Below are 18,001 nucleotides of genomic sequence, written 5' to 3'. Positions count from 1 at the left end.
GTGGTAAGGCATGGCAAAGCTGATAGCATGTGCCGGACAGGGCGTGGAGCTCTCCGGTGTGCCTACAGAAATCAAAATACTTCCCCTTGGGAGGGTTCATTCCCAAAAGGGGGACTTTACTGTGGATGATGAGAGCTTTGAGCTCATCCGGAAACAGTTCAAGGACAGGAAGCTTGACCTTGTGATTGACTATGAGCACCAAACACTGTCAGATGTGCAGGCTCCGGCAGGCGGATGGATAAAAGACCTCTACAAAGGGGAGGATGCCATCATTGCCAAGGTGGAGTGGACAGCAAAAGCCGCCGAGTATCTGAAGAATAAGGAGTACAGATACCTCTCCCCGGTGGTTTTGGTGCGGAAGAGAGACCAAAAGGCGGCGGCGATACACTCTGTCGCACTGACAAACACGCCTGCTATTGATGGGATGTTCGCACTGGTGAACTCTCTTGACATAGAGGACATATCAGAAGGAGGAAATATCATGGACTTAAAAGAACTTGCAAAGGCATTAGGGCTTCCGGAGACCGCAACGGAAGATGAAATCAAGAAGGCGGTGGAGGATGCTGCAAAAGCGGCGGAGAAGCTCAAGGAGATGGACGGAAAGAAGCCGGGAGAGGGAGAAGGGAAGCCGGGGGACGGGGAACCGAAGCCGGAAGGGGCTGACATGGTGGCGAACAGCACCATCCTCTCCATGCTTGGTCTGAAGGCGGATGCCAAGACCGAGGATGTGGCTGCTTCCATCATGGCACTCCGGGCAGGAACGCCGGACACGCAGGCGGAGCTCTTTGTACTCAAACAGAGGATGCAGGAAAGGGATGCGGATGAGGCGGTAGGGATGGCACTGAAGGCAGGGAAAATCACAGCGGCACAGTCCGAGTGGGCAAAGTCCTATGCACTGAAGGACATGGAGGGCTTCAAGGGCTTTGTGGACAAGGCTCCGGTGGTGGTTCCGCAGGGCAGGCTTGACCTGAAGGATGCCCCGGCAGCCCCCGGCTCTGATGAGGTGGATGTGGCTATCCTGAAGAACATGGGCGTATCCATGGAAGATGTAAAGAAGTACAGCAAAAAGGAGGACTAAGAGATGGACAGGACAGGAAACGAGAGAACCGGGAACCGGATGCTCAACATCCCGGTGAAGGGCGGAGCAGAGCTGACAGAGGCAACCATGGCAGCCATAAATGGGGATGGATATGCAGCCCCGGCAGCCGCTTCCGCCGGGCTCCGGGTCGCAGGATGCGTACAGCGTTATTGCGACAACCGCAACGGGGCAGACGGGGAGCAGGCGGTCAGCGTGAAGCGTGGGACATTCGTGTGGGGCAATGACGGAACCATCAAGGAGACCGACATCCTGAAGCCCTGCTATGTCAAGGATGAGCGGACAGTGACCATCACAGCGGAGGGCTCAAGCATGGCAGGCATCATCCTGGAGGTGGCGGATGACGGAGTGACCGTGGACATGACACAGGCAGGAGCCGGAGAGTAAGAAGGAGGAAATGACACATGATTGTTAATCAGGCGAATTTACACGGGCTGTCCGTGGGGTATTCCACAGCTTTCAACAAGAGCTTTGACACCACGCAGTCCAATTATCAGAAGGTTGCAACCGTGGTACCGAGCACCACGGGGGAGCAGGATTACAAGTGGCTTGGGCAGATGCCCGGCATGAGGGAGTGGATTGGCGAGAGGGAGATACAGGCTCTTGCCGCTTATGACTACCTCATCAAGAACAAAAAGTTTGAGATGACCATAGGCGTTCCGAGGGATGACATTGAGGATGACAAGTATGGAGTGTACACTCCGCTCTTCTCCAACATGGGGGAAGCGGCTGCCCTGCATCCGGACGAGCTTGTCTTTGGTGCAATGATGAGCGGCTTCACGGAGAAATGCTATGACGGGCTCTCTTTCTTCAACACAGCCCACAAGGTAGGCGAAAAGACCTACAGCAACCGCAGCAACAAGAAACTGTCAAGGGAGTCCTACATGGAGGCAAGGAGCTCCATTATGAGCATCAGGGGAGACAAAGGCAAGAGCCTGAAGCTTGTGCCTGACCTCTTGGTGGTGCCGCCGGCATTGGAGGAGGAAGCCCGGCTCATCTTGGAGGCTGACCAGATTGAAGGCACCACAAACGTGCTGAAGGGTACAGCGAAGCTCCATGTGGAGCCTGCCCTTGCAGAGCACCCGGAGTATTGGTTCCTTCTGTGTACCAACCGCTTCCTGAAGCCATTCATCTACCAGCTCCGGAAGAAAATCAAGTTTGTGTCCTTGACGAAGGACACGGATGAGAATGTCTTCATGTTGGATGAGTTCCTGTATGGGTCAGACGGACGGAGCAATGCCGGATACGGTTTTTGGCAGATGGCGTATGGCTCCACCGGGGAAGCAGAACAGCAGGCACAGGGATAGGAGGCAGGTGATTGGAATGTACTGTACCGTGGAAGAGGTTCTTGGGATGATAAAGGACGACATGAGGAATGTCATCATAGGGGATGAGTACATAGAGGATGAGCAGGAACGGGAGGCGAAGATTACAACGCTCTGTGAGGATGCCATATCTGATGCTTGTGCCGAGATTGACGGGTACCTTGCCAAGCGGTACAGCGTTCCATTCAGAAGGACACCACAGGTCATCAGCAAGTTTGCGAAGGACATATCCGTATATAACCTTGTGTCAAGGACGGGCATAGACGAGAGTGACCGGGAGAAGACCTTCCTGAACCGATACAACGCAGCCATCAAGTTCCTTCTTGATGTTGCGAAGGGCATCATAGACATAGGCATTGATGAAAAATCAGGCAGCAGCGAAGCAGCCAATGGCTTCAAGATGAAGTCTTCAGGTCGGGTGTTCTCAAGGGACAGCATGAGAGGATGGTGATGGGATGTCATCAGTCAGGGCGGAGCTGTCCGGTGACACTGATGCCCTGCTCCAACGCCTGAACCGATTGGGAAACCTTGAGACTCGTGGGGTTCTGAACTCCATAGCGGAAGGGCTTAGGACTTCCACGGTGGAACGCTTCACGGAGGAGAAGTCCCCGGAAGGGAAACCATGGAAGACCTCCATCCGGGCAAGGGAGGAAGGCGGCAAGACGCTCACCAAGACCACACAGCTCAAGAACAGCATCCGGTCAGAAGTGAGTGACAGTGGACTTGCAGTAGGCACCAATGACATCAGGGCAGCCACACACCAATTTGGTGATGAGCGGACAATAAGGGCAAAGAACAAGAAATACCTCACATTCAGGATTGGCGGACAGTGGAAGAAGGCAGCCTCTGTCAAAGTAAGCATACCACCGAGACCGTTCTTGGGTGTCAGCGAGCAGGACGAGCAGGACATCAAGGATGCCTTGGAGGAGATTTTTGAGGAGTAGGACATGGTAAAGGAGAGGAACTACATAGTAGAAACGCTGAAGAGCTCCGGCATCAAGAGTCAGGTCTACACCAATATGAAAAAGCTGAAGCAGGGGAACGAAGTCCACGTTGGTGCAGTATTGCGAAACGGTGAGACATTCACACGCTCCGGCTCAAAAAGAAAATTCGTAGACCAAGAGGGGCGGCAGAAGCGTAGGGTCAAGCTGTGGGAAAGGAACACATCACTCCATGTAGTGATAGCTGACACATCCGAGGAGAACGTGGAGAAAATCCTTGAAGAGTTTCTCCGGAACCTGAAGAAGGGGATAGATGTGGATGGGAACTGGGTCAATATCGTGGTCGGTGAGGCGGACTGGGTAGAAGAGGGTGACAGCATCCTGAAGGCTAAAGTGGCGGTACAGTTCGACATCACTTTTGAAGGCGGTATTTATGAGGATAGAGACATCAAGCCAATGGACATTGGCTCTGTCGGATAAGGAGGAATAATCATGGCAGAAACAAGACAGGCTGCATCCCTGAAAAGCATTGAGCAGCTCAAGCAGGAGCTTGGGGTATCAGATGCGGTGTTTGAGGGGACGAAGGCAGCAAACGGATGGAAGAGTGGAAGACAGGTGGAGGAGCAGGAGTTCAAGGAAGCCTGTGAAGCCTTCCGGAAAGCCCCGGTCAACGGGAGCATGGAAGACAAGGAGGCGAAGGGATAATGTACGGAGATGTAAATGTAAAGGTCGAAGATGGCAACCTTGGGCGTAGCAGCAGGGCAGGAACCGGGACACACATCAAGATTGGAATATCCAACGTGGAAAGCAAGGCACCCATCCTGATAAGCGGCACAATGAACGCCAAGAAAATCAGGGAGAAGGTAGGGAACACGCCGCTTGCGGATGCCTGCATTGATGCGGTGGAGTGGGGGGCATCCTCCATCTACTGCATCCCGGTGAAGGCAGGGACAGCCGGGACGGTGGGAGAAATCAAGGAGGAGAAGAAAGGGTACGGGAGCTTTGCGGTCAAGGGAGCCCCGAACAATGCCTATGACATTGTGGTTGAGGTCATGGATGCCGGGGAGTGCAATGAGGGAAGCTTCCGGTATTCACTGGACGGTGGCAACACCTTCACGGAAGAGATGACCATACCTGTTACCGGGGAGGCGGAACTGGAAGCCACCGGGCTGTGTGTGAAGTTCACGGATGCAGAAGGCGGTGACAGCTTCAAGGAGGGAGACCGCTTCACGTTCTCCACAACCTCCCCGGCTATGAGCAATGAGGCGGTCATCAGTGCGGTGGAGAGCCTCATCAACAGCCCCATTGTCTTTGAGTTTGCCCATATCGTGGGGGTATCCGCCAAGGCTCTGTGGGCTTCCCTGTGTACGCTTGCCAATGACTTCCTGACCAAGTACAAGAGACCCCTGTATTTTGTCTGTGAGGCAAGGGGGAAGAGGGCAGATGAGAGCCTTGAGGAGTATGTGAACGCCATGCTTGAGGAGCGGAAGGGCATCAACAACATGTATATTCAGGTGGTATGCAGCAACTCCCGGTATCAGCGGATGGATGGAAGGGTGCAGGACATCAACAATGCAGGCATTGTGACAGGGCTCTATGGCAGAGCCAAGGAGTCACAGAGCATTGGGGAGGTGAAGAGCTTCCCTATCTCTGAAGCAAAGATACAGAAACTCCTCCCGGAAGGGATTGAGGACTATATTGAGACCTTGGATGCGGCAAAGTTCGTGACCATCCGGCAGTACATTGGCAAGGAGGACTTCTATGTGACCTCTGCAAACATGATGTCACCGGATGGAAGCGATTATGCCTATGCTGAAGATGTCCGGGTATCCAACAGGCTTGTGAGGGCGGTCAGGGCGGAGGCTCTCAATGAGCTTCAGGTGGAGATTGACCCCGGAGACATTGAGACGAGCATCACCAACATTCAGGAGCAGCTCAACACCCCTGTGGAGGATGCCATCCGGGACAAGATTATCAGCTCCGGCTCCGTGGCAATCGACACGGAGAACCTCAACATTCTTGTGGATGAGAGCCTTGACATCCGGATAACTTATGTACCCATGGGGCATGTGAGGGAGATGAACCTGACCTTTGCAGTGGAGAACCCCTATACAGCATCTTAGGAAGGAGGTAGAGAGACATGGCGAATAAGCAGCTAATCAATGGAAAAGTGTATGACTGGTCAAGCGTGACAATCACAGCTTCCGGCATGGAGAACATGGAGCCCACGGAAATCTCCTATGATGATGAGCAGGAGAGCGAGCCTATCTATGGAAAGGGCGGAAAAATCAGGGGATACGGAACCGGGAACCAGAAGAACTCCGTCAAGCTGTCCCTGCTCCGTGAGGACTTCAATGAGATGTGCAGGGTCATCCAGTCCAAAGGCATCAGGAACTTTTACAGGTATGTCATCCCGAAGATTGTTGTGAACTATGCGGATGAAGGGGCGGCAACCTGTACGGATGTCCTGACCAACATTGTGCTGTCCAAGCGTAGCTTCAAGGCGGCACAGGGAGACAAGTCCATGAAGGTAGACCTTGACGGTATCGCAATGGGCGGCATCAAAATCAACGGTCTTGATGCGTAACTGATAACAGAATAAATGACAAAAATGGAGGTATTACCATGAACGAAGCAAGAGAACAGGAGCTCATCAGAGCAGGAAAAGAGAACGAAGCGGCAAAGAAGGAGGATGTGGAGAGCCTGGTGAAAAAGTATTCCGGGACGGATGAGAAAATCTACACGGTGACGACAACGGTACAGGTGGATGATGACACGGAGGAGGAGTTCTCCTACCTGTTCAGGAAGCCGAAGCCTGCATCCTATGACCGCTATGTGAAGACCATCTCCAACTCCGTGACAAAGGCATCCAAGAGCTTTGTCTTTGACAACATCATTGAGGAGCAGAGGGATGAGCTCAAGAAGACCGTGGAGGAATACCCGGCAATCACTATCAGCCTTGCGGACAAGCTGCTCCGTATGCTTGGGCTTGCGGACACTACATCCGTAAAAAAGCTGTAGAGGATGCCAAGGAGCAGTTCAAGAGCAGCTTTGTGGGCTATGGGAAGATGGTCATATACACCTACCTTCCCAAGGAACTGCTTCCGGAAAGCTTTGAAGACCTGACCTTTGATGAGTTCTTTTCCCTGTATGGTCAAGCGGACTGTGCAAGGGAGATGAGGATTGAGGACATTGAGGCAGGGGTAGCAAAAGGGATAGCGGACAATTTTGGAGACGAATAAAACAAGCCCCACAGCCGGAAACTGTGGGACTTGAGCACACCTCTATGAACCTCTGAAGATAAGTATACCACAAATCAGGAAAAAAGCAACAGGGAGGTGGCTGCATGGGCATGGAGTCTGTATACAAATTGTCTGTCATCCTGAACTTGGTAGATAACCTGTCCGGTCAGATGGGAGGAGTCGGGGATAACGTGTCAGGCGTTGTCAACAGGCTCAATTCCGCCTTTGGAACCATGCAGAAGGCAGGAGCGGCAATGGCAGGGATTGGGGCAGGCATCACCGGGCTCTGCATGAAGACAGTCACATCCACCTTTGACACGCAGAACGCACTAGGGGAGCTCTCATCCCTTGGGGTGAAAGACCTGAAAGCGGTGGAGGATGCGGCAAAGAGCTTCTCTGACACATGGGCAGGCACAAGCAAGTCCGACTTCATAACGGCATCCTATGACATAAAATCAGGAATAGCATCCCTAACGGATGAAGGCGTGGCACAGTTCACGCAACTGGCAGCCCTGACGGGCAAAGCCACAAAATCAACAACGGAAGAGATGGGCTCACTGTTCGCTACAGGGTACGGTATCTATAAAGGCTTTTATGATGATATGTCAGACCTTGAGTTTGGTGAGATGTTCTCTGCCGGGATAGCTACAGCGGTTAAGAACTATAAGACATCCGGCTCCGAGATGGCGAGTGCCATATCAGCACTTGGAGCCACAGCGACAAATGCCAATGTCCCACTTGAGGAGCAGCTTGCCATCATGGGACAGCTTCAGACCACAATGTCCGGCTCTGAAGCGGCAACGAAGTACAAGTCATTCCTCAATCAGGCATCCAGTGCCGGAGAGAAGCTTGGGCTGACCTTCCTTGACACCAACAACCAGCTCCTCTCCATGCCGGAGATACTGACGGAGCTGAAGAGCAAATATGGGGACACCATAGATGCGGTAGAGAAGAGGGAGCTGAAGGAAGCCTTTGGAACGGATGAGGCGGTAGCCCTTATTGACCTGTTGTACAACAATGTGGAGACACTGGACTCCGGGATACAGGACTTGCAGGGAAGCATGAAGAGCGGCATCTCCGTGACGGAGGAGATGGCGGAAGCCATCAACAACACGCCGGAGCAGAAGTTCCAAGTGCTGAAGCAGCAGATACACAACAATGTGGAGGAGCTTGGCAACGGTCTCCTCCCGGCAATCAACAACACCATGGACAAGGTGAGCGGACTGATAAGGAAGGGCTCCGAGTGGATAAGCAACAATCAGGAAACGGTGCAGAGCATAATGAACATAGCCCTGAAGCTTGGCGTGTTCCTTGCGATTGCAGGGAGCGTGATGGGCGTGGTGGGCAGCCTTGGAAAGCTCTTCCTGTCGGCAAAGAACGCCATAGGTCTTGTGAAGACCGCTGTATTGGGGATGAACACAGCTTTTCTTGCATCCCCCATCACATGGGTGATAGTCGGGATAGTAGCACTTGTAGCCGCCTTTGTTGTCCTATGGAACAAGTCAGAAGCCTTCCGCAATTTTTGGAAGGGACTGTTTGAACAGGTAAAGTCCTCCTTCATGCAGGCATGGCAGACTTTACAGCCTGCCCTACAAAATCTAGGTCAGAAGTTCAAGGAGCTGTATCAGGCGGTGCAGCCGATACTAGAGGTGCTAGGCGTTGTCTTGGGTGCAGTCCTGACCTCCGTGATAGGGCAGTTCATTGGAACCATTCAGGGAATTATAGCAGCCCTGACACCGCTGACCAATGCCCTGTCCAGTTTGGTCAGCTTTGTCACCAACGTGGTGAACATGGTGGTTGCCCTGTTCAAGGGCGATTTTTCCGGGGCACTTGACTTTGCATCCGCAGCAGTCGGGAACCTGAAGGACTTCTTTTTCAACTGCTTTGATGCTATCCTGTCCTTCCTTGGCGGCTTTGCCTCCGGATTTTTGGACGTGGTGGGCGGTGCCCTGTCTGCAATAGGGATAGATGCAAGCGAGACCATAACCAAGATGAAGGACACCATCAAAAACGGGCTTGAGGCAGTGAAGGGCTTCTTTGGGAACATCTTGGGAGCAGCCTCCGACACCGTGAAGGAAAAGCTTGGGAACATGAAGGCAGCCTATGAGGAGCATGGCGGCGGCATCAAGGGCGTGGCGGCGGCAGCAATAGAAGGAGTCAAGGGATATTATACAGCAGGCTTCACATTCATTGATAACCTGACCGGGGGCAAGCTCACGGACATCAAGAACAAATTCAGTGAGAAGATGTCCGGGGTGGCAAACGCAGTATCAAGCGGAATGTCAGCGGCGAAGAATTTTGCAAGCACACAGCTCTCCAACATGCAGGCAGCATATCAGGCGAGTGGCGGCGGCATCAAGGGCATTGTATCCGCCACCATGACGGGGGTACAGGGTACCTTCAGTGCGGCATATTCCGCCATCAACGCATTGACAGGCGGAAGGCTTGAGAGCATCCGTTCCACCATTGCATCCAAGATACAGGCGGCGAAGGACACGGTATCAAACGTATTGGAAGGCATCAAGTCAGCCTTCACCTCCAAGCTTGAGGCGGCAAGGTCGGTAGTATCCGGTGCGATTGAACGGATAAAGGGAGTCTTCAACTTCTCATGGAAGCTCCCGGAATTGAAGCTGCCACACATCAGCGTGAGCGGCGGCGAGGCACCCTTTGGCATTGCCGGGAAGGGTTCACTGCCTAAGTTCTCCATCCAGTGGTACAGGGACGGGGGCATCCTGAACGGGGCAACCATCTTTGGAGCCTTGGGTGGGAACCTTTTAGGAGGCGGAGAAGCCGGGGCTGAAGCAGTTCTGCCATTGTCGGAACTGTGGAAGCAGATGACCGAGATTGTCAGGGGCGTGGTCAAAGGAGAGAATGAGGAAAGCGGTGACAGCGTACAGCAGACCGGGGCGAACATCACAAGTGCCCTGACATCAAAAGCTGCATCAGTACGCAAGGAAAAGGAAAGCAGCAAGATAACCAAGGAAACACACACAACCGAGAGATGGGGCAGGGAAGGCGGCACAACCATCCATCAGATAAGCTTCACAGTGGACATCAGCAAGATTAAGGACTTGCCGCTGCTGTACAAGCTGATAGACGAGCTGAAGGATGCACAGAACCGGACGGACAGCCCCTCCCCGGCAGCAACATAGGAGGTGAGGCGGTATGCTGTATGTACAGGACAAGGTGGTGAAGCTTGGCGGCGTATACCTGAAAGGTCAGGTCACAAGCGTGGAAGTGCAGGAGGCAGGAAGCGTGTATGTGGCACAGGACGAGAAGGGAAGGTTTAAGAAGTCACAGCCTGTAGGCTATGAAAATGCCAAGGTGATGATAGACATACTGCTTGAGGACAGCAAAAAGGCTACAACACTGGAACAGCTCACGGAGATGCAGAGGCTCTTCAAGGCGTATGGTCAGGACAAGCCCAAGCTGCTCCCTATCGTCAATGAGGACTGTGCAGCCCGTGGCATATCGAGCGTATATTTCAAGAACCTTACCTCCAAGAAGGTCATATCAGAGAGTAAACGGATAGCCTCCTTGGAGCTGTGGGCTCCTGATATAGCCGGGATAAAGGTCAAAAAGAAAAAGAGCAAGAAGAAAACAAAGAAAAAGAGCAGCAAGAAGACAAAAAGCAAGAAGCTGAAGAGCAAGAGCCCGGCAAAGGACAGCCGGAACACGCTCAAGGCTAAGAAGACAGCAAAAAGGATTGTGAAGTAGGGAGGTGACTGGCTTGGGGGTCAAGAAGCTAATATCCCCGGAGTTCCGGGTGACAGTAGGAGACTATGAGGTGACTGAAGGGATAGAGGTTGAGTGTTTCTCAAGCAAGGAGTCACACATGGACTGGTGCCGGGTGGAGCTTTCCCCACAGCTTCAGGGAGTCCTGAAGTTCAAGGACATGGATGAGGCAAGCGTGGAGCTTGGATATGAGGATGACTTTGACAGCCTGATTGAGGGATATGTCAGATGCGGTGACACGGACTACTGGAAGGAGATAATGATAAAAGATGACATGATGAAGCTTGATAGAGTGACCATCAAGGCATCCTTTGTAGACTGTGAGCCGCAGGATGTCATCCGGTATGTGCTGACCTGTGCAGGGATTGAGGACTATGTGCTGCCTGATGAGCATTATGGGAAGAAAGCCCTGTTTGTCATTGACAGGAAGAGCGGCATCAACACCATAGCAGAGGTCAACAGCTCATGGGGCATCAAAAACCCGTTCTTCTTCCAAAGGAAGGTGTTCTATTGGGGAACCAAGGAGGAGCAGGAAGAGATATATGTCCTTGAGGAGGGGGAGACCATCCTGTCCCTGAACAAATACGGAGACCTGTGGGAGGCGGAGACCATTGCCATCCCCTGGATACACCACAGCCAAGAGGTTGAGGTGCAGCACAGCAAGTACAGCGGCATTGTGACAGTGGAGAAGACCATAGTGAGGAGTGACGATACCGGGGCGGTACACATGTACATTTATTTTGCAGGAGGTGAGAAGGATGTCTGACATGATGAAGATGTTTGTGGGGCAGGAGCTTGACAATCAGATAAAAGAGAATTATCCGCACATGCAGTACCCTCCCTGCCTGTATGCAAAGGTTGTAGCGGTGAAAAAGAAAGGGGAGGAGCTGTATGAGGCAACGCTCAAAATACTTGACAAAAACAGGCAGCCGGACAGCCGCTTCCCGGAAGTACCGAAGGTGGCAACGGACATACCCGTCCTGAAGGATGAGACCGTGGCGATAGTCCTCATGTATGGAGAGTGCAAGCCCTACATCATAGGGAGGTGCTTCTGATGCAGATAACAGGTGCAAATGACATTGACATCATGCTTGATGAGAATGGTCAGCCTGTGTCAGACGGGAACGGGGATACATCCCTTGTGTCGGATGATGAGTGTTGGCTGCAAGACATCAGGAATGAGGCGGTGACGGAAGAGGGCGAGCTCTTCTATGAGGACGAGGAGGGGGATGCAAGCTATGGGTGGAGCCTGCTTGACTTCATGCAGGGGGAATATGATGACTTCACACAGATGGAAATACAGCAGCGTATCCGTTCCAAACTGTCCAAGAGGGACTATATTGATGCCGGGAGCATACAGACAGCGGTGGACTTTGATGGTCACTTATACCATGTCAGGGTAGCCTTCCGAAAGAATGACAGCAGCAAGGAGTACAGCATTGACATTGAGAGCAATGGCGTGGAGGTGATTGTGGAATGATAGATGAGAGCATCATGGAAAAGATTATCCCTATTCCGGATGAGGATGAGGAGATGGAAAAGGTGCAGGGAGAGCTTGAGGACGAAGGCTTCCCCATAACGAACTTCAAAAAGGGCGGCATCTTCTACCACCTTTGCCGCATGTTAGTGACCATATACATAGAGCTGAAGGAGCTTGCCCGTGTCATAGTCAATAGCTGCTTCATCAAACATGCTGAAGGTGACTGGCTGAAGATTAAGGCAGCCGACTATTCCAAGCAGCAGAAGGAGGCAAAGGCGGCAAAGGGATATGTGACCATATACCGGAATGAGTACAACAATGCTCTTCAGGTGACGAAGGGGCATTGTTTCAAGACGGAGCCGGATGCCGGGGGCAAGGAGCTGAAGTTCTACTGCTGTGAGAACACGGTCATTGATGCCGGGGAGCCTGTAGGCAGGGTGCTTGTGGAGGCAGAGGCACCCGGAACCTATTACAACATAGCACCGGGAAGGATAACCATATCCATGATACACCTTGACGGTATGGACTATGTGACGAATGAGGAGGACTGGCTCTTTGAAGAGGGAGCCGAGGAGGAAGACCTTGAAGACCTCCGGGACAGGTGCATGAGCTCATGGGCGGAACTGGCAACAAGAACCATAGAAGAGAAGCTCCGGAACGCTGCAAAGTCTGTCCCCGGCGTACTGGATGCCCGGATAGATGCACAGCACCCAAGGGGGCAGGGCACCGTGGACGTGATTGTCACGGGGGCAGCCGGGGAAGCATCCCCGGAGCTCATCCGGAAGGTCGGGGATGCCATTGAGCCGCTCAAGGGAAACTATGAGGACTACCTTGTGAAGTCCAGTGAGGTAGTGAGGCAGGCGTTTGAGCTTGTGGTGTACCTTGCGGAGGATGCGGCAACGGATGGCGTGGATGCACAGGCAGAAAAGCTCATTGAGGATATGATGGCACTGACACGGGGGGAGATGAATACCCTGTACAGGGACAGCATCATCCAAGCACTTAGCACCAAGATTGACAACTACAGGAAGACGGACATCTTGCAGCCATCGGAGGACATGGTGCTTGAACAGGATAAGGTCATCATGGCAGGGGACATCACGGTGGCTGTCCGGAACGTGGCACAGAGCACAAGGGGGAAGGAGTGATGCCGCCATGATAGAAAATTTCATTGAATACATGTGGTATCTGCTCACAACTCCCCTGAAAAAGCTGAAGAAAGCCCTGAATAAGTGGTACACCCTCTGCCGGGTGTTCGGCAGGAGGTTTGACGAAGCGAAGGAGGACATCCTCCGGGCAAGGGATGAAGGAATGGTTGCCACATGCAGCCATGAGATGCTCCCGGTGCATGGGGCGGACAGGAGGCTGACCCGGTATGAGGGGGAGCACCCGGAGAACTACCGCTCAAGGATAGCCATGTATGATGAGCTGTGCAAGCTTGGGGGCACCAATGAAGGGGTTCTGCTTGCAGTGAAGACCCTTGGCTATGCCTCCCCGGTTCTTGTGAGGGCAAACGAGCTGACAGGCTTTGTCCACTTCACGCTTGACGGAAGCTGGCTCCTTGACGGGAGCCGGACATTGGAGTCAGACACCCTTGAGAACAGATGGGCGGAGTTCTACATAGTCATTGTGATGGATGCGGATGAGGAGCATCCAATCAGTTTTGACATCATGCGGAAGACCGTCAGGAAGTGGAAAGAGGTGGGGGCAAAGGACAATTACTTTTTCCGGTACAATTTGAGCATCCGGGAGATATACAGCTCTAGCTTCCTTGCTGTGCTGTATAAGAAATACCTTTATTATTTTAATTACCTGAAGACGGATGGCATGTGGACACTGGACGGGAGCCATGTACTGGATGCACAGCGGTCTCCCATAGGCACCCGGATAGGATACCGGTATGAGAGCCCCTATGGGCTCCATGAAGCCGGGCTTGCAGCCATGGCGTATAATTACGCCTGCCTTATGGTGGAGGATGCCCTCCTGAAGGCGGCATACAGCTTCAGGATGCACTATTTTGACTATCTGAAGACGGATGGCTCATGGGTGACGGACGGAAGCCATACAGTGGATGCGGAGCTGTCCCCAAGAGGAATGAGGTGGGGCACAGCTTTCCGCCATCAGCATGAGGAGGAGCTGCTCCTGAAGCAGCAGAGGTACCGGATGCAGCCCTGCAATGGGGCATACAGCATCAGGAACGTATTGGAGCGGTACAGGATGGTCATACATTACTTTGACTATCTGAAGCTCAACGGGCTTTGGAAGCTGAATGGCTCCCGGCTCATGGATGCACAGAGGAGGGAATACACCACCAAGCAGGAATACCGCTTTGGTGTAGGATATACAAGGGAGTACAGGGTCATATGGCATGGAGAGCATAACCTCATCTTCCTTGACGGGACATGGAGCCTTGACGGTTCCAAGACAATAGATGCTTGGCAGAAAACGGAGGTGTTGTAGAATGGCAACAAAAAGCGTAATAACGAAAATCAGAAGGAAGAAGATGGCTGAAGCGAGCCACACAACCGGGAGCATTGCAAAGATAACGCACATTGCACTTGGCTCCGGGGGAGTCAATGCGGATGGCACCGTGATTGTGCCGCTTGCGGAGAACATGGGGCTGAAGAGCGAGGTGGTAAGGAAACCCTACACCTCATCAGCCAAGACTTCCGACACATCCTATGAGTACACCATCAAGCTTGAGGAGAATGAGCTTGTGGGCACGTTCATCAGCGAGATGGCACTGATTGATGAGGATGGTGATGTGGTGGCATTCTCAAACTTCCTTGCAAAAGGCAAGGATGAGACAGAGGTGACATTCACCATTGAAGACAATTATTAAGGAGGCATAGGAAAATGGCAAATTTAACAGCAGCAGCTAACCCGGAGCTTGTCCTTGAGATGCAGGCAATGGAGCGGACAACCCCGGCACACTGTGATGAGTGGAACCGGAGGCATCAGCAACTCCTTGACAATGACAAGTTCCTGCATGAACAGATGAAAAATGTTTTTGTGGACAATGCAGGCTTCCACAATTCCATCTACCGGGGAAAAGACCTGACCAACGTGTACACAATAGATGAGATATGTGACCGTATCAAGCCCGGCACTTTTGAAGACCTGTATGTGGGTGACTATTTTGATGTGAGCATAACAACAGAGTTCGGAGGGACGGAGACGGTCAGGATGTTACTGGCAGGCTTTGATATTTTTTGGAATAACGGGGATACAGCCTTTACGAAGCACCATGCTGTGATAATCCCCAAGGACTGCTTCAAGACCCCTGCCAAGATGAATGACACAAGTGTGACCACAGGCGGATATGCAGGCTCCAGGATGCACACAACGGTGCTCCCGGTTTATGCAGCAGCCTTGCAAAAAGCCCTGAATAATCATATAATTAGTCACAGAGAGCTGCTCACAACAGCAGTATCTACAACGGGCAATTCTAATGCAGGGGCAGGGCAGATAGGCTATGCAAGTTCTTGGGAGTGGAAGGATTGCCTTCTTAGGCTGATGAGTGAGATACAGATATACGGTTCCACGGTGCTTAGTTCCTCATTTTATGACACAGGCAATGCCAATATCCAGTTCCCATTGTTTCGGTTAGCTCCCCACCTGAAGGTAGCAGGGCTTGGACATAACGGAAGCAGGATGTGGCAATGGTTGAGTGCTGTGGTGTCTGCGGCGGCGTTTGCTCGTTGTGGCACTGACGGTCATAGTTATCATAGCGCCGCCGCCGGGGATGGTGGAGTCCGCCCGTATTCCTGTATCGGGTAATCTTAAATCTGCCCCCTATATGGGGGCAGATGACCGGAGGGAGGAAAAAGGTTGAGCGTACTGAAAAACAAGCGAAGCGTGTCGAGTATGGAATTTTACCATAATGCCATAATGCTCCGGAAGGAGATAACCCTGTTGTTGCTCCGGGACTTTGGCATCAAGGACAAAGTGCGGAGCATCAAGGCACTGTATGGTGTGCAGGGCATGGAGCCGGAGGATGAGAAAAAGTTCCGGGAAATAATTGCAAAGTATGAAATGACTGCAAAAGTTATTGAGGAATATCCGGCATGGCTCATAGACAAGATGCGGAGCAGCATGATGAACATAATGCACAACATGGTAATGAACATTACACAGGCGAACACCATATATCCAGTATGCGAAAGTGAATTTTATGACCGGAGGAATTTCCAAAACCATGCCATAGGAAACTGTGAGCAGCTCCTTCAGGAGATGCAGTACATCATATCCATTATCCCGGTGGATGCACAGAAGTACATGAGGTATGTGGACATGATTGAGAAGGAGATAGCCCTCCTGAAGGGATGGCGGAAGAGTGACAACAGAATACTGAAGAAAATCAAGGAGACCGAGGCAAAAAAGGCTGAAGGGACTTCCCCAAATACGAAAAAACAAGTATAATTATCCGGGGCAAGCTTTGTATCAAGTGAAACAGCATCCCGTTGAGTGCTGTGGTGTCTGCGGCGGCGTTTGCTAATTGTAACAATAACGGTAATAGTAATAATAACGCCGCCGCCGGGGATGGTGGAGTCCGCCCGATTTCGTGTATATATGCTAAGTGTAGGCTACGAGCCGACATATGATACAGGAAAGGAAAGCTTGTCCTTCCGAAAGGTAAAGAAGCCCATCTTTTGCATAGAGGGGAGGTGGGCAACATCTTGATGCACCCTGATACGTCAGGTGGTGCTAGGAACGAGGTGAAACTCTATGAAAAATATGGAGTCTGTATATGATGCCAATTCCCTGATTGACGCTTTTAACAAGTCAAAGAAGGGGACAGCGTGGAAGGAGTCAGTACAGAGGTATGAAGCCAACCTTTTGAGGAATGTCAACCAGACACAAAAGGAGCTGAAGGATGGAAGCTATGAGCAGAAGGACTTCTATGAGTTTGACCTGAATGAAAGGGGTCATATCCGCCATATCAAGTCCATGCACATCTCTGACAGGGTGGTGCAGAGGTCGGTCTGTGACAATGTGCTTGTCCCGGAGCTGTCCAAGTACCTCACATATGACAATGGGGCATCCATGGAAGGGAAGGGTATCCACTTTGCGAGAAAGCGGATGAGCACCCACCTCCATAAGTTCTACAGGAAGCACAAGACCAATGAAGGGTATGTGCTGCTGATTGATTTTAGCAAATTCTTTGACAACATCCCACATGAGGGGCTGATAAAGGAGATGCGGAAAAAGATTGGCGATAAGGAGACCATGGGCTTTATTGAGAAGCTCATAGACACATTCCGGGTGGATGTTTCCTACATGTCAGAGGAAGAGTATGCTGACAGCATGAATACCCTGTACAACGCACTGGAACACGCTAAAATTGACAAGGCAGAGCTGACAGGCGAAAAGTACATGAAGAAGTCCGTAGGCATTGGAAGCCAAATATCTCAAATATCCGGCGTATATTATCCCACAAGGATAGACAACTACTGCAAGATTGTGAGAGGAATGAAATACTACGGACGGTATATGGATGACATCTATATCATCCATGAAAGCAAGGAGTTCCTGAAGGGGCTCCTGAACGACATCAGAGGGATATGTGATGAGTATGGGTTGTTTATCAATCCTAAAAAAACACAGATAATCAAGCTGTCCCATGGCTTCACATTCCTTAAAATAAAATACAGTTTGACAGAAACAGGCAAGGTGATTGAACGTATCAGCAAGGACTCTGTTGTCAGGCAGAGGAGGAAGCTGAAAAGGCTCCGGAGGCTTTTGGATGAAGGGAAGGTATCCTTTGCAGACGTGAGATGCTCCTATGCCTCATGGAGGGGTGGTGTGCAGCATTATGATTCCTACACCATTCTCAAAAATATGGACAAGCTCTTTGATGAGCTTTTCATCCATCCATTTATTGAAGGAGGACACAGAAATGAGCAGAAATGAGATAGAGCAGAAAATAAGAGACCTGAAGACCAAGCTCTCCTGTCAGGAGTCAGAGATTGGGGACTGGAAGATTGCCAAGTGTATTGAGTATTCTACCCTTGGAATGGAGCCGCCCTATGACCTTCAGGAGCTCCACAGACAGAGGCAGCTTGTGAGGGATGAGATTGGAGCCCTTGAGGAAGAGCTTGCCAAGTGCAAGGAAGATGGTATCATGGCAGAAGAGCAGGCAGTTTGATAAGTAATTCATGATTATTCCTTATCATAAATAA

Annotated in this window: 23 protein-coding genes; all 23 read left to right on the top strand. The window is 51.6% G+C overall.

Annotation, left to right across the window (positions count from 1 at the left end; all coding sequences use genetic code 11):
* Positions 1 to 10: 10 nt before the first annotated feature.
* The 23 genes from VV089_RS00615 (at position 11) to VV089_RS00505 (ending at position 17,967) form a co-directional block, all read left to right on the top strand.
* On the top strand, positions 11 to 1,078 hold the full coding sequence (locus VV089_RS00615; RefSeq protein ID WP_334334554.1) for a phage protease: 1,068 nt from the start codon (positions 11 to 13) through the stop codon (positions 1,076 to 1,078).
* Between the two features lie 3 nt (positions 1,079 to 1,081).
* Positions 1,082 to 1,483 carry a hypothetical protein gene (locus VV089_RS00610; protein WP_334334553.1) on the top strand — a complete coding sequence of 134 codons (402 nt, stop codon included), beginning with the start codon at positions 1,082 to 1,084 and terminating at the stop codon, positions 1,481 to 1,483.
* 17 nt (positions 1,484 to 1,500) lie between these two features.
* The gene (locus VV089_RS00605; RefSeq protein ID WP_334334552.1) at positions 1,501 to 2,403 is read left to right on the top strand and encodes a Mu-like prophage major head subunit gpT family protein; all 903 of its coding nucleotides are present in this window, start codon (positions 1,501 to 1,503) and stop codon (positions 2,401 to 2,403) included.
* Complete coding sequence (locus VV089_RS00600; protein WP_334334551.1) at positions 2,312 to 2,872, top strand: gp436 family protein; 561 nt, start codon at positions 2,312 to 2,314, stop codon at positions 2,870 to 2,872. The genes VV089_RS00605 and VV089_RS00600 overlap by 92 nt, the downstream gene beginning before the upstream one ends.
* A gap of 4 nt (positions 2,873 to 2,876) precedes the next feature.
* On the top strand, positions 2,877 to 3,365 hold the full coding sequence (locus VV089_RS00595; protein WP_334334550.1) for a phage virion morphogenesis protein: 489 nt from the start codon (positions 2,877 to 2,879) through the stop codon (positions 3,363 to 3,365).
* A gap of 3 nt (positions 3,366 to 3,368) precedes the next feature.
* Positions 3,369 to 3,842, top strand: coding sequence for an SON protein (locus VV089_RS00590; protein WP_334334549.1), 474 nt, complete (start codon positions 3,369 to 3,371; stop codon positions 3,840 to 3,842).
* A 12-nt stretch (positions 3,843 to 3,854) separates the two neighbouring features.
* Positions 3,855 to 4,067 carry a hypothetical protein gene (locus tag VV089_RS00585; RefSeq protein ID WP_334334548.1) on the top strand — a complete coding sequence of 71 codons (213 nt, stop codon included), beginning with the start codon at positions 3,855 to 3,857 and terminating at the stop codon, positions 4,065 to 4,067.
* Positions 4,067 to 5,485 carry a DUF2586 domain-containing protein gene (locus tag VV089_RS00580; RefSeq protein WP_334334547.1) on the top strand — a complete coding sequence of 473 codons (1,419 nt, stop codon included), beginning with the start codon at positions 4,067 to 4,069 and terminating at the stop codon, positions 5,483 to 5,485. The genes VV089_RS00585 and VV089_RS00580 overlap by 1 nt, the downstream gene beginning before the upstream one ends.
* A 17-nt stretch (positions 5,486 to 5,502) precedes the next feature.
* Positions 5,503 to 5,949 carry a hypothetical protein gene (locus VV089_RS00575; protein WP_334334546.1) on the top strand — a complete coding sequence of 149 codons (447 nt, stop codon included), beginning with the start codon at positions 5,503 to 5,505 and terminating at the stop codon, positions 5,947 to 5,949.
* A gap of 38 nt (positions 5,950 to 5,987) precedes the next feature.
* Positions 5,988 to 6,383: a DUF6848 family protein gene (locus tag VV089_RS00570; protein WP_334334545.1), complete on the top strand. Its 396-nt coding sequence runs from the start codon at positions 5,988 to 5,990 to the stop codon at positions 6,381 to 6,383.
* 32 nt (positions 6,384 to 6,415) lie between these two features.
* Positions 6,416 to 6,604 carry a hypothetical protein gene (locus tag VV089_RS00565; RefSeq protein ID WP_334334544.1) on the top strand — a complete coding sequence of 63 codons (189 nt, stop codon included), beginning with the start codon at positions 6,416 to 6,418 and terminating at the stop codon, positions 6,602 to 6,604.
* Positions 6,605 to 6,708: 104 nt separating this feature from the next.
* The gene (locus VV089_RS00560; RefSeq protein ID WP_334334543.1) at positions 6,709 to 9,756 is read left to right on the top strand and encodes a phage tail tape measure protein; all 3,048 of its coding nucleotides are present in this window, start codon (positions 6,709 to 6,711) and stop codon (positions 9,754 to 9,756) included.
* A 13-nt stretch (positions 9,757 to 9,769) separates the two neighbouring features.
* Positions 9,770 to 10,321 carry a hypothetical protein gene (locus VV089_RS00555; protein WP_334334542.1) on the top strand — a complete coding sequence of 184 codons (552 nt, stop codon included), beginning with the start codon at positions 9,770 to 9,772 and terminating at the stop codon, positions 10,319 to 10,321.
* Positions 10,322 to 10,334: 13 nt separating this feature from the next.
* On the top strand, positions 10,335 to 11,105 hold the full coding sequence (locus tag VV089_RS00550) for a hypothetical protein (protein WP_334334541.1): 771 nt from the start codon (positions 10,335 to 10,337) through the stop codon (positions 11,103 to 11,105).
* Entirely contained in the window at positions 11,098 to 11,394 is a 297-nt protein-coding gene (locus VV089_RS00545; protein ID WP_334334540.1) for a hypothetical protein, read from the top strand. Before VV089_RS00550 ends, VV089_RS00545 begins: the two co-directional genes overlap by 8 nt.
* A complete protein-coding gene (locus tag VV089_RS00540; RefSeq protein WP_334334539.1) occupies positions 11,394 to 11,819 on the top strand; it encodes a DUF2634 domain-containing protein in 426 nt (141 codons plus the stop codon). Before VV089_RS00545 ends, VV089_RS00540 begins: the two co-directional genes overlap by 1 nt.
* Positions 11,816 to 12,967, top strand: coding sequence for a baseplate J/gp47 family protein (locus VV089_RS00535; protein WP_334334538.1), 1,152 nt, complete (start codon positions 11,816 to 11,818; stop codon positions 12,965 to 12,967). Before VV089_RS00540 ends, VV089_RS00535 begins: the two co-directional genes overlap by 4 nt.
* 7 nt (positions 12,968 to 12,974) lie before the next feature.
* Positions 12,975 to 14,279, top strand: a complete 1,305-nt coding sequence (locus tag VV089_RS00530) for a hypothetical protein (RefSeq protein ID WP_334334537.1) — start codon at positions 12,975 to 12,977, stop codon at positions 14,277 to 14,279.
* Complete coding sequence (locus VV089_RS00525; RefSeq protein WP_334334536.1) at positions 14,251 to 14,661, top strand: phage tail-collar fiber domain-containing protein; 411 nt, start codon at positions 14,251 to 14,253, stop codon at positions 14,659 to 14,661. Before VV089_RS00530 ends, VV089_RS00525 begins: the two co-directional genes overlap by 29 nt.
* Before the next feature lie 14 nt (positions 14,662 to 14,675).
* On the top strand, positions 14,676 to 15,599 hold the full coding sequence (locus tag VV089_RS00520) for a hypothetical protein (protein WP_334334535.1): 924 nt from the start codon (positions 14,676 to 14,678) through the stop codon (positions 15,597 to 15,599).
* A gap of 51 nt (positions 15,600 to 15,650) precedes the next feature.
* Entirely contained in the window at positions 15,651 to 16,241 is a 591-nt protein-coding gene (locus VV089_RS00515; RefSeq protein ID WP_334334534.1) for a hypothetical protein, read from the top strand.
* Between the two features lie 306 nt (positions 16,242 to 16,547).
* Entirely contained in the window at positions 16,548 to 17,732 is a 1,185-nt protein-coding gene (locus VV089_RS00510) for an RNA-directed DNA polymerase (RefSeq protein ID WP_334334533.1), read from the top strand.
* Positions 17,719 to 17,967, top strand: coding sequence for a hypothetical protein (locus VV089_RS00505; RefSeq protein WP_334334532.1), 249 nt, complete (start codon positions 17,719 to 17,721; stop codon positions 17,965 to 17,967). Before VV089_RS00510 ends, VV089_RS00505 begins: the two co-directional genes overlap by 14 nt.
* Positions 17,968 to 18,001 lie beyond the last annotated feature (34 nt).

Source organism: Candidatus Merdisoma sp. JLR.KK011, from assembly GCF_036941125.1.
Taxonomy (GTDB): Bacteria; Bacillota; Clostridia; order Lachnospirales; family Lachnospiraceae; genus Laedolimicola.
Note: the sequence above shows the minus strand (reverse complement) of the source record. Positions and strands in the feature narration are given on the sequence as shown.

Bases quoted from the DNA above. Each gene is read 5' to 3' on its own strand.
- VV089_RS00570 (WP_334334545.1), top strand. From the start codon at position 5,988: ATGAACGAAGCAAGAGAACAGGAGCTCATCAGAGCAGGAAAAGAGAAC.
- VV089_RS00585 (WP_334334548.1), top strand. From the start codon at position 3,855: ATGGCAGAAACAAGACAGGCTGCATCCCTGAAAAGCATTGAGCAGCTC.
- VV089_RS00530 (WP_334334537.1), top strand. From the start codon at position 12,975: ATGATAGAAAATTTCATTGAATACATGTGGTATCTGCTCACAACTCCC.
- VV089_RS00605 (WP_334334552.1), top strand. From the start codon at position 1,501: ATGATTGTTAATCAGGCGAATTTACACGGGCTGTCCGTGGGGTATTCC.
- VV089_RS00535 (WP_334334538.1), top strand. From the start codon at position 11,816: ATGATAGATGAGAGCATCATGGAAAAGATTATCCCTATTCCGGATGAG.
- VV089_RS00600 (WP_334334551.1), top strand. From the start codon at position 2,312: ATGGGTCAGACGGACGGAGCAATGCCGGATACGGTTTTTGGCAGATGG.
- VV089_RS00590 (WP_334334549.1), top strand. From the start codon at position 3,369: ATGGTAAAGGAGAGGAACTACATAGTAGAAACGCTGAAGAGCTCCGGC.
- VV089_RS00525 (WP_334334536.1), top strand. From the start codon at position 14,251: ATGCTTGGCAGAAAACGGAGGTGTTGTAGAATGGCAACAAAAAGCGTA.
- VV089_RS00555 (WP_334334542.1), top strand. From the start codon at position 9,770: ATGCTGTATGTACAGGACAAGGTGGTGAAGCTTGGCGGCGTATACCTG.
- VV089_RS00615 (WP_334334554.1), top strand. From the start codon at position 11: ATGGCAAAGCTGATAGCATGTGCCGGACAGGGCGTGGAGCTCTCCGGT.
- VV089_RS00520 (WP_334334535.1), top strand. From the start codon at position 14,676: ATGGCAAATTTAACAGCAGCAGCTAACCCGGAGCTTGTCCTTGAGATG.
- VV089_RS00510 (WP_334334533.1), top strand. From the start codon at position 16,548: ATGAAAAATATGGAGTCTGTATATGATGCCAATTCCCTGATTGACGCT.
- VV089_RS00595 (WP_334334550.1), top strand. From the start codon at position 2,877: ATGTCATCAGTCAGGGCGGAGCTGTCCGGTGACACTGATGCCCTGCTC.
- VV089_RS00575 (WP_334334546.1), top strand. From the start codon at position 5,503: ATGGCGAATAAGCAGCTAATCAATGGAAAAGTGTATGACTGGTCAAGC.
- VV089_RS00580 (WP_334334547.1), top strand. From the start codon at position 4,067: ATGTACGGAGATGTAAATGTAAAGGTCGAAGATGGCAACCTTGGGCGT.
- VV089_RS00545 (WP_334334540.1), top strand. From the start codon at position 11,098: ATGTCTGACATGATGAAGATGTTTGTGGGGCAGGAGCTTGACAATCAG.
- VV089_RS00505 (WP_334334532.1), top strand. From the start codon at position 17,719: ATGAGCAGAAATGAGATAGAGCAGAAAATAAGAGACCTGAAGACCAAG.
- VV089_RS00560 (WP_334334543.1), top strand. From the start codon at position 6,709: ATGGGCATGGAGTCTGTATACAAATTGTCTGTCATCCTGAACTTGGTA.
- VV089_RS00610 (WP_334334553.1), top strand. From the start codon at position 1,082: ATGGACAGGACAGGAAACGAGAGAACCGGGAACCGGATGCTCAACATC.
- VV089_RS00540 (WP_334334539.1), top strand. From the start codon at position 11,394: ATGCAGATAACAGGTGCAAATGACATTGACATCATGCTTGATGAGAAT.